Below are 8,845 nucleotides of genomic sequence, written 5' to 3'. Positions count from 1 at the left end.
TAGGAGCCTGTCCGAGTAATTCCCTCGACGGCGGATCGGGAGGATGATTCACTCGGCTCATGGCCAAGGTGTTTCGCGCGTGGGACGTCGATCAGGGCTGGCTGCTGCCGCCCTCGCTGCACGAGTTCGTGCCGCCTGGGCACATGGCGCACTTCGTCCGCGATACGGTGCGAGAGGCGCTGGACCTCTCGGCCATCCTCGACACCTACACAGAGGAGCGCGGCTGTCCGAAATTCCCAGGATCTGGGAGGTAGAGAAAGTTATGCGTCCCACGAAGATGTTCCTTCTCGGACCCGGGTCGGCAATCCGCACGACGGCAAGCGCCCGAGCTGCCGACCCGGCAATCCGGAAGGGCGGATCGACCGAGTAAGTCCGCCTTCTCTGCTCTGCCGACCGCGCCGGCTCCCTCGCATGCACAGCACCGACACAGTCCAGCATTTCTCGGTCCGCACCCGCGTCGAATATGGCCACCGATCTCCCCTCCCCCGCGGCGAGGGCAATGCTGACCACGCCGGCTATCTGCGCATTGACTGCGACGCGCGTATGCGGGCCGTTTGCGGCACCCCGCGCGCCTTCTTTCACCTCGAAGCTGCAACTTGGTGACACGCGCATGATGCACCGCTTTCACGACCGGCACGCCGAGTCCGACGCGATCCGCCACGACTGGAGCGTGGCGGAGATCCGCGCGATCCACGACCTGCCACTGATGGACCTCGTGTTCCGGGCCGCGCAGGTGCACCGCCGGCACAACGACCCCGCCGACATCCAGCGGGCGTCTCTCCTGTCGATCAAGACCGGCGGCTGCCCGGAGGATTGCTCCTACTGCCCGCAATCGGCCCATCACAAGGGCGCGGGCGTCGCGCGCGAGCGGCTGATGCCGGTGGAGACGGTGCTGGCCGAGGCAGCCGCCGCCAAGGCCGCCGGCGCCCAGCGCTTCTGCATGGGCGCCGCGTGGCGCCAGCCGAAGGACGGCCCGGAATTCGACGCGGTGCTCGCCATGGTGCGCGGCGTGCGCGGCCTCGGCATGGAGGCCTGCGTGACGCTCGGCATGCTCACGCCTTCGCAGGCCGGACGCCTCGCCGAGGCCGGGCTGACCTCCTACAACCACAACCTCGATACCGGGCCGGATTTCTACGAGGACATCATCTCCACCCGCACCTACGACGAGCGCCTGCAGACCCTCGCGAACGTCCGCGAGGCCGGGATCGGCGTGTGCTGCGGCGGTATCGTCGGGATGGGCGAAGGTGTCACCGATCGCGCCGCGATGCTCCAGGTTCTGTCCAACCACGCCCCCCATCCGGAAAGCGTGCCGATCAACGCCCTCGTGGCGGTGCCCGGCACCCCGCTGGAGGACCAGCCGGCGGTCGACCCGTTCGATCTGGTGCGCATGTGCGCCACGGCGCGGATCGTGATGCCGCGCTCCCGCGTGCGGCTCAGCGCCGGCCGCAAGAGCTTCACCCGTGAGGCCCAGGTGCTGTGCTTCCTCGCCGGCGCCAACTCGATCTTCTACGGCGAGCGGCTGCTCACCACCCCCAATAACGAGGCCGACGAGGACGCCGCCCTCCTCCGCGACATCGGCATCAGCATCAGCTTGCTTGCGGTCGAGCAGGACGATGTGGCGACACTCTAAGCTACGGAAGCCAAGATGCGCGAACACTGTGGCTCCGCGCTGTCAACGTACCGCTTCGTAGTGGATGGACGTGTCGCGCCGAAACGTGTGAGGGCAGGGAGTTAAAGTCTTAACAGCTGCCCACTTGGCTGGCCGAGCCCCTTCTTTACACTTCTCGCCTTACGAGCTGAACGACTGCATCGACAAGGGGATTGTGATGGGCAACAGACCACACGAGGGCGGCTGCGACGATGTCCACACCTTCCGTCAAAGGGCGAAAGACGACGTTGGATGGAGCCAGTCGCTCGAAGCGCGATGGTACCAGTGCGATGCCCTGACCGCAGCAGACGAAGGCGATCTGCGACGTGACCGAGCGTACCTCGTGCAGGATGCGCGGCGAGAACCCTTGGGCAGCGCAAGCCGCCACCACATGGTCAAAATAGACAGGGCTCAGCCGCCGCGAGAACATCGCGAAGTCCTCGTGCGCTAGGTCGGCGAGCCGGATCTCTTCGGACGCGGTCAGGCGGTGATTCTGGGGCAACGCCACCGCCAGGCGGTCCTGCGACACGGGTAACGACCGGATCGCGGGCCCGAGTTCCCCTTCGAGCCGTGCGAAGGCGAGGTCGATGTCGCCTGCCTCGAGCAACGGCACCGCCTCGACGCTGTCGATCTCCTTCACCGCTACGGTCAGCTCGGGATAGGCCTCCTTAAGCCTTTGGACCAGCGGCGGGAGGTTTTCAGACATCGCCGAGTTGATGGCGCCGATCGTCAAGGTACCCGTCTGCCCCCCGATGGCTTCACGGACCGCGAGTTCCAAGCGCTCCAGCTGCTCGGCGAACTTCCGGATCGCCGGAAGAATGGCGGCGCCTGCCGGCGTGAGCCGCACCCCGCGACGGTCGCGGTCGAGCAACCTAACGCCGAGCCCCTGCTCCAGGGCCTGGATCTGCTCGGTTAACGGTGGCTGCGACATGCCCAGCCGCTTGGCTGCTCGTCCGAAATGCCTTTCTTCCGCCACGGCCAGGAACAGCCACAGGTGCCGGATCAGGCGGAAGTTGATCATCACTTAGATCTGCCCAGGCTATCACAGCATTACCGTCTTCGTATTTCACAGATCGACATACGTGTGGGAAGGGCCACGAACTCATCGTTCGCGAGGCCCCATGCCCGATCCATCGCAGCTCGGCAGGCTTGCCGCCCAGGACACCAACACCGTATCGGACGCACTCGACTTCCTCGGGCTGTCCGGCGCCACCTTTGGCTTGCGTCCGCTCTGGGCCTGCCCGAAGGTCGTTGGCCGGGCCAGCACCATCCAGCTCGGGCCCAAACGGGGCTCCGCGCCCACTGTCCACCTGATCTCTCCGGTCATCGCCCGGGTCGAGACAGACGACCGGATCCTCGTCATCGCTGGCGGCGTCGAGGGCATTTCCTGCTGGGGCGACATCCTGGCCAACGCGGCCAAAGTGAAGGGCATCCGTGGCTCGGTCATCGACGGCTTGAGCCGGGACATCGAAGGCAGCGAGGGCATCGGTTACCCGGTCTACGGCCGCGGCGTGACCATGATCAGCGCCCGCAACCGGGTAGTGCAAGTCGCCTCCGGCGAGCCCGTGATCATGGCAGGCGTAACCGTGCGCCAAGATGACTACGTCATCGCCGACCGCTGCGGCACCGTCTTCGTGCCGGCCGAGCGCATTGAGGAGGTCCTCGACCTCGCCGAGCGCATCGCGCGCCGCCAGGACGGCATGGTCGAGGCGGTCCGCGCCGGCCGCTCGGTCGAGGACGTCATGCACGACAAGCAGTTCGAGGCGATCAAGGCGGAGAAGGCATGATGGCGGACGACGACAAGACCCTGGTGACGCTGTTCGAGGGGCTCGACGCGCCCGGCGTCTCCGACGCGATGGACAAGCTGGGCCTGCCCGGCCACTGCTTCGGCATTGCCCCGCTCGACGATTACACGAAGACGGTTGTCGGACCGGCCTTCACGGTGAAGTACGTGCCGGCGACGACGCCGCCCGGCAATGTCGGGGACTTCATCGACGACGTCGCCGAGGGCGACTTCATCGTCATCGACAACGACGGCCGCACCGACTGCACGGTCTGGGGCGATATCATGACCCAGTACGCCGGGGCCCGCAGGTTCGCCGGCACGCTCATCGACGGCGTCTGCCGCGACGTGGCCAAAGCGCTCGGCGACGGCTACCCAATGTTCACCCGCGGGCGCTTCATGCGTACCGGCAAGGACCGGGTTCAGGTCGAGGCGGTGAATGTCACCGTCTCCGTAGGCCAGGCTCGCGTCAGCGCCCGAGACATCGTCGTGGCCGACGCCAACGGGGCGCTGGTGGTGCCGCGTGCCAGGGCCCGCGAGGTGGCCGAGCTCGCCCGCGAGATCGAGGGCGTCGAGAACCAGATCCGGCGCGAGATCGAGGGCGGCAAGAGCCTCAAGGCGGCGCGCGAGGTGCTCGGCTACCACAACCTGCAGACGAGGAAGGTGTGATGTCCGATACGGCCTTCCCCACGCTCCCGGCGGACTTCACCGCCCGGGCCCGCGCGCTCGGCAGCTCGACCCTCTACGAGGCGTCCGGCCTGCCCTGTTCCGTCGACCCCCTGGTCCGGCCCGTTTGGCCCGGTGCGAGCATCGCCGCGCCTGCCTACCCGCTGACCTGCTCGCCCGGCGACAACCTCGCGATCCACATCGGCCTGGAGCGAGCCCCCCGGGGCAGCGTCCTCGTCGTGTCCACCGGAGACTTCGTGGCCGGGTACTGGGGCGAGGTGCTCACGGTCGCGGCCGAGGCCGCCGGCATCGTCGGCCTCGTCATCGACGGCGGTGCCCGCGACATCGCCGCGCTCGCCGCGCGCCACTTCCCGGTCTTCGCCCGCGGCATCTCGGTGCGCGGCACGATCAAGGCGAGCGCGCCTTCGGTTGGCAAGCCGCAGCTCATCACCGGCGTGCCGGTGGCCGCCGGTGACCTCGTGATCGCGGACGATGACGGCGTCGTCATCTTGCCCGCGGCGGAAGCCGAGCGGGTGCTGGCGGCCGGCGAGGCCCGCGCGGCCAAGGAGGCCGCGATGATGGAGAAGCTCGCGCAGGGCGCGACCACCCTGGAGCTGATGGGGCTGGCCGAGTGGAGGAGGCGGGCGTGAGCGGGGATATTCAGCGGCTCAACCGCCACCTCGCCGCCGCGCAGCCCTCAGCCACCTACCGCATGATGGACAGCGTCGCGGCCCGTCGTGCCTCGGGCGCGAAAGTGATCTCGCTCTCGGCGGGCGAGCCCGACTTCGACACGCCCGAGCACGTGCGCGAAGCCGGGGTCGAGGCGATCCGGAACGGGCACACCCGCTACACCCAGGTCGCGGGCCTGCGGGCGCTGCGCGAGGCGGTGGCCGCCAAGTTCCGGAACGAGAACGGCCTCGCCGTTGAGTGGCAGGACACCATCGTCTGCAGCGGCGGCAAGCAGGTCATCTTCAACGCACTCGCCGCCACCTTGAACGAGGGCGACGAGGTCATCGTGCCGGCACCCTACTGGGTGAGCTATCCCGAGATCGTGGCGCTCAGCGGCGCCAGGGCGGTCACCGTGCCGTGCGGAGCCGAGACCGGTTTCAAGCTGACCCCCGACGCGCTAGCCGTCGCCATCACGCCGCGGACACGCTGGCTGATCCTCAACTCGCCCTCGAACCCGACAGGGGCGGTCTATACCCGCGGCGAGCTTTTCGCCCTCGCCGAGGTGCTGCTCGCCAACCCGCACGTGCTCGTGCTGTCGGACGACATCTACGAGCACCTGATCTTCGACGGCGCGGCCTTCCACACCTTGGCCCAGGTCGAACCTCGCCTGGCCTCCCGCACGCTGACCATGAACGGCGTGTCGAAGGCCTACGCCATGACCGGCTGGCGCATCGGCTTCGGCGCAGGCCCGCGCTGGCTCCTCGACGCAATGGAGAAGCTCCAGGGTCAGCAGACCTCGGGTGCTAGCTCGATCTCGCAGCACGCGGCCCTGGCCGCCCTGACGGGGCCGCAGGACTTCATCGCTCGCAGCCGTGGCGTCTTCCAAGAGCGGCGCGACTTGATGGTCAGGATGCTGAACGAGGCGCCCGGGCTCAGTTGCGCAGTTCCGGGCGGGGCGTTCTATGCCTTCGCCTCTTGCGAGGGTCTGATCGGAAAGCTCACGAGCGCCGGCACCCGGCTGGACACCGACGAGGACGTCGCCATCGCGCTGCTCGACGAGGGCGGCATCGGCTTGGTGCACGGCAGCGCCTTCGGCCTCGGCCCGTACATCCGGATCGCCTACGCGCTGGACGACATCTCGCTGCTCAAGGCTTGCCGCACAATCCAAGCCTTCTGCGCCTCGCTCAGCGACGGCTGACACGACCGGCCCGCTCGATCGCCACGCCATGACAGGTCGGCGCCGGCAGTCGGGCGACTGAGTCCATCACAAGAAAAATAAAAAACAGGGCAGCCCGATGGGAGGACACAATCATGTCGACAGACGGCGCTCGGCCACGCCCAGCGACAACATCTAAGCCGTCTTCGACGATAACACGATTGCGATCGATATTCGGAGGGTCGGTCGGAAAGCTGATCGAATGGTTCGACTTCTACGTCTATCCGGCATTTGCCATCTATTCCTCAAAAAATTTCTTCCCAGGCTTCGACCAGACTGCCCAGCTGCCCAATACCACCGGGGTGTTCTCACTCGGATTCCTGATGCCGCCGATCGGATCGCTCGTGCTTGGCTCGTATGCGGACCGGCGCGGGCGACGGGAGGCGCTCGCCCTGTCAGTGCTAATGATGGCCGGCGGGTCGCTCATCATCGCTCTGTGCCTCTCCTACGGGACCATCGGCGTCGGGGCGCCTCTCCTCCTCATCGCCAGGAGAATAGTCCAGGGCTTCTCGATGAGCGGCGAGTACGGGACGAGTGCGACCTACCTCAGCGAGATCGCCACCGCCGACCGGCGCGGCTACTATTCGAGCTTCCAGTACGTCACGTTGATCGGGGGTCAGCTGCTGGCGACCCTGCTTTTGTTGGTCATGCAGACTTTCCTGCTGACGCAGGCGGAGCTTGAAGCGTGGGGCTGGCGAATGCCGTTTGCCATCGGCGCGGCGGGCGCGCTGTTCGCCATGTGGCTGCGCCGCAATCTCGCGCAGACCGAGGAGTTCCGGTCCGCATCCGCCAGCCATGCCAACAAGGCCCCGGTCCGCGAGCTGTTCCGGCATCCCCGCGCAGTGCTACTGGTGATGGGGCTGACGCTCGGTGGCACAGTCGCGTTCTACACCTTCTACACTTACATGCAGAAGTTCCTGATCAACACCACCGGCCTCACGCGGGATGAGGCGACCGCCGTCTCGACGGCCAGCCTATCCCTCTTCTGGCTACTGCAGCCAATCATGGGGTCCCTCTCAGACAGGATCGGCCGAAAGCCCCTTCTGATCGCTTTCGGCACCCTCGGGTTTGTGTTCACGGTGCCGATCTTCACGACGGTCAGCACGGCACGCGCCCCGTGGCTCGCCTTCCTCATTTGCACGTCCGCCCCCGCCATCGTTTCGGCTTACAGCTCCGTGAACGCGGTGGTAAAGGCGGAGCTGTTCCCGGCCTCGGTTCGCGCCGTCGACGTCGGGTTCCCTTACGCTCTGACGGTATCGCTGTTCGGCGGCTCGGCCGAGTACATCGCGCTCCGGTTCAAAAATTTCGGTCACGAAGACTGGTTGTACTACTACGTGATGGGCTGCATCGGCTGCTCCCTGCTGACCTATATCTTTATGAGAGACACCCGGACCTCTTCCGAGATTGGAACGGAAGCGAATGGTGTGGCGAGCGGCACACAGGTGAGCGGCAAGCCGAACAATGGCGCAATCGCCTTCCGTGCCAGCCACGCCTTAGGTGATCGGGCGATCGACGGCACAATTTAATAGCCTGGCCGTATTACAGCCATCCAATCTTCGGAATGTAACTATGAACGAAACGGTATCATTACCGTCCCACCGCATCATCGTCATCCCCCCGGCGGCCGCTGTCATGACCGTCGGGGTTCCGCGACAAACCTCGTAATGCGGCCGAGGCTTGCCGCAGGACCTCCCGAGATGCCTGACGCATCGACTCTAACATCCTATCTCGTTGTCATTCTCGGCTTGGCGATAACGCCCGGGCCGAACATGATTTACCTGATCTCGCGATCCATCGCGCAGGGGCGAACCGCCGGCATCGTGTCGCTCGGCGGCAGCGCGCTGGGCTTCATCGTCTACATGGCTTGTGCAGCCTTCGGCATCACCGCCCTGCTGATGGCCGTTCCGCTCGCCTTCGAGGGCCTTCGCGTAGCTGGGGCGGGATACCTGATGTTCCTCGCTTGGCAGGCCGTGCGGCCGGGCGGGTGCTCACCGTTCCAAACGGATGGGCTTCCGAGCAGTAGCCAGGGCAAGGTCTTCGCCATGGGCTTGTTGACGACGCTTCTGAACCCGAAGGCCGCGCTGCTCTATCTGGCGCTATTGCCACAGTTCGTCGTGCCTGGGCATGGGAGCGTGCTGAATCAGACCCTCGTCCTGGGGCTGATCCACGTCGCCGTGAACCTAACCTTCGGCGTGGTCATCGCGAGCACGGCAAGCGCCCTTGCCGCGGGATTAGGCAAGCGGCCATCCTGGCTCCTGCTCCAGCGCTGGTTGATGGGAAGCCTGCTTGCCGCCTTCTCCATCAAACTCGTCTCGGAAGTGTGAGGGCACCATGCTGACCCGCTTGGCAACTTACGGCACCCTGGCGCCAGGTCGCGCCAATCACCACCAACTCGCCGGCTTAAACGGGCGCTGGTTCAAGGGCATCGTCCGGGGCGACCTCGTTCAGGCTGGCTGGGGGGCCTCGCTGGGCTTCCCCGGTCTTGTCTTGAACCCTGCTGGCGCTGAAGTCGAAGTGGATGTCTTCGAATCACGCGATCTTCCTGAACACTGGGCAAGGCTGGATGCCTTTGAAGGGGAAGGCTACTATCGCTCCCTCGCCCAGGTGGAGCTGGCAGATGTAACAGTAGATGCCTGGATCTATGTGCTGGCGACGTCGAGTCATAATCAGGCCAGAGCTTAAGCGGCGCGCTGGCCACATGCTTTCGCTGGCGCAGACGTCATTGGCTGCGCACGACGGCGCGGCGTACAGTCGCCCCCCACTACGCTCTAGGAGCTTGTCCGAGTAACGGGGTTTGAAGCCTGGTAGAGGGGGCGAGACGGAAGCCAATGAGGGTAGACCAGCGGCTTCAGCGGCCTGCCTG

9 protein-coding genes and 1 pseudogene are annotated in these 8,845 nt (G+C 66.1%); 9 read left to right on the top strand and 1 reads right to left on the bottom strand.

Translation table 11 applies throughout. The annotated features are described in order from the left end of the window. Positions 1-59 precede the first annotated feature (59 nt). Positions 60-242, top strand: a pseudogene (locus ABIC30_RS31295) (IS5/IS1182 family transposase); the annotation flags it as partial. Between the two features lie 368 nt (positions 243-610). After that, positions 611-1,630: a biotin synthase BioB gene (bioB, locus tag ABIC30_RS31290; protein ID WP_354456797.1), complete on the top strand. Its 1,020-nt coding sequence runs from the start codon at positions 611-613 to the stop codon at positions 1,628-1,630. Positions 1,631-1,775: 145 nt separating this feature from the next. On the opposite strand, the gene ABIC30_RS31285 is transcribed toward bioB, so the two are convergent. Beyond that, the gene (locus tag ABIC30_RS31285) at positions 1,776-2,669 is read right to left on the bottom strand and encodes a LysR family transcriptional regulator (RefSeq protein ID WP_354456796.1); all 894 of its coding nucleotides are present in this window, start codon (positions 2,667-2,669) and stop codon (positions 1,776-1,778) included. Positions 2,670-2,769: 100 nt separating this feature from the next. Here ABIC30_RS31285 and ABIC30_RS31280 point away from each other — a divergent pair, with 100 nt between their 5' ends. From ABIC30_RS31280 to ABIC30_RS31250, 7 genes are all read left to right on the top strand, one after another. After that, positions 2,770-3,435 (top strand): RraA family protein, encoded by a 666-nt coding sequence (locus ABIC30_RS31280; RefSeq protein ID WP_354456795.1) that lies wholly within the window; start codon positions 2,770-2,772, stop codon positions 3,433-3,435. Then, positions 3,432-4,100: an RraA family protein gene (locus tag ABIC30_RS31275; protein WP_354456794.1), complete on the top strand. Its 669-nt coding sequence runs from the start codon at positions 3,432-3,434 to the stop codon at positions 4,098-4,100. Before ABIC30_RS31280 ends, ABIC30_RS31275 begins: the two co-directional genes overlap by 4 nt. Beyond that, positions 4,100-4,747 carry an RraA family protein gene (locus ABIC30_RS31270; RefSeq protein ID WP_354456793.1) on the top strand — a complete coding sequence of 216 codons (648 nt, stop codon included), beginning with the start codon at positions 4,100-4,102 and terminating at the stop codon, positions 4,745-4,747. Before ABIC30_RS31275 ends, ABIC30_RS31270 begins: the two co-directional genes overlap by 1 nt. A gap of 62 nt (positions 4,748-4,809) precedes the next feature. Next, complete coding sequence (locus ABIC30_RS31265) at positions 4,810-5,964, top strand: pyridoxal phosphate-dependent aminotransferase (RefSeq protein WP_502915892.1); 1,155 nt, start codon at positions 4,810-4,812, stop codon at positions 5,962-5,964. A gap of 113 nt (positions 5,965-6,077) precedes the next feature. Then, entirely contained in the window at positions 6,078-7,508 is a 1,431-nt protein-coding gene (locus tag ABIC30_RS31260) for an MFS transporter (protein WP_354456791.1), read from the top strand. Positions 7,509-7,679: 171 nt separating this feature from the next. Beyond that, positions 7,680-8,306: a LysE family translocator gene (locus tag ABIC30_RS31255; protein ID WP_354456790.1), complete on the top strand. Its 627-nt coding sequence runs from the start codon at positions 7,680-7,682 to the stop codon at positions 8,304-8,306. A gap of 7 nt (positions 8,307-8,313) precedes the next feature. After that, positions 8,314-8,664, top strand: coding sequence for a gamma-glutamylcyclotransferase family protein (locus ABIC30_RS31250; RefSeq protein ID WP_354456789.1), 351 nt, complete (start codon positions 8,314-8,316; stop codon positions 8,662-8,664). Positions 8,665-8,845 lie beyond the last annotated feature (181 nt).

Source organism: Methylobacterium sp. 1030 (genome assembly GCF_040544715.1).
Taxonomy (GTDB): domain Bacteria; phylum Pseudomonadota; class Alphaproteobacteria; order Rhizobiales; family Beijerinckiaceae; genus Methylobacterium.
Note: the sequence above shows the minus strand (reverse complement) of the source record. Positions and strands in the feature narration are given on the sequence as shown.

Coding starts and splice junctions, on each gene's coding strand:
- bioB (WP_354456797.1), top strand. CDS start 611: ATGATGCACCGCTTTCACGACCGGCACGCCGAGTCCGACGCGATCCGC.
- ABIC30_RS31285 (WP_354456796.1), bottom strand. CDS start 2,669: ATGATCAACTTCCGCCTGATCCGGCACCTGTGGCTGTTCCTGGCCGTG.
- ABIC30_RS31280 (WP_354456795.1), top strand. CDS start 2,770: ATGCCCGATCCATCGCAGCTCGGCAGGCTTGCCGCCCAGGACACCAAC.
- ABIC30_RS31275 (WP_354456794.1), top strand. CDS start 3,432: ATGATGGCGGACGACGACAAGACCCTGGTGACGCTGTTCGAGGGGCTC.
- ABIC30_RS31270 (WP_354456793.1), top strand. CDS start 4,100: ATGTCCGATACGGCCTTCCCCACGCTCCCGGCGGACTTCACCGCCCGG.
- ABIC30_RS31265 (WP_502915892.1), top strand. CDS start 4,810: ATGATGGACAGCGTCGCGGCCCGTCGTGCCTCGGGCGCGAAAGTGATC.
- ABIC30_RS31260 (WP_354456791.1), top strand. CDS start 6,078: ATGTCGACAGACGGCGCTCGGCCACGCCCAGCGACAACATCTAAGCCG.
- ABIC30_RS31255 (WP_354456790.1), top strand. CDS start 7,680: ATGCCTGACGCATCGACTCTAACATCCTATCTCGTTGTCATTCTCGGC.
- ABIC30_RS31250 (WP_354456789.1), top strand. CDS start 8,314: ATGCTGACCCGCTTGGCAACTTACGGCACCCTGGCGCCAGGTCGCGCC.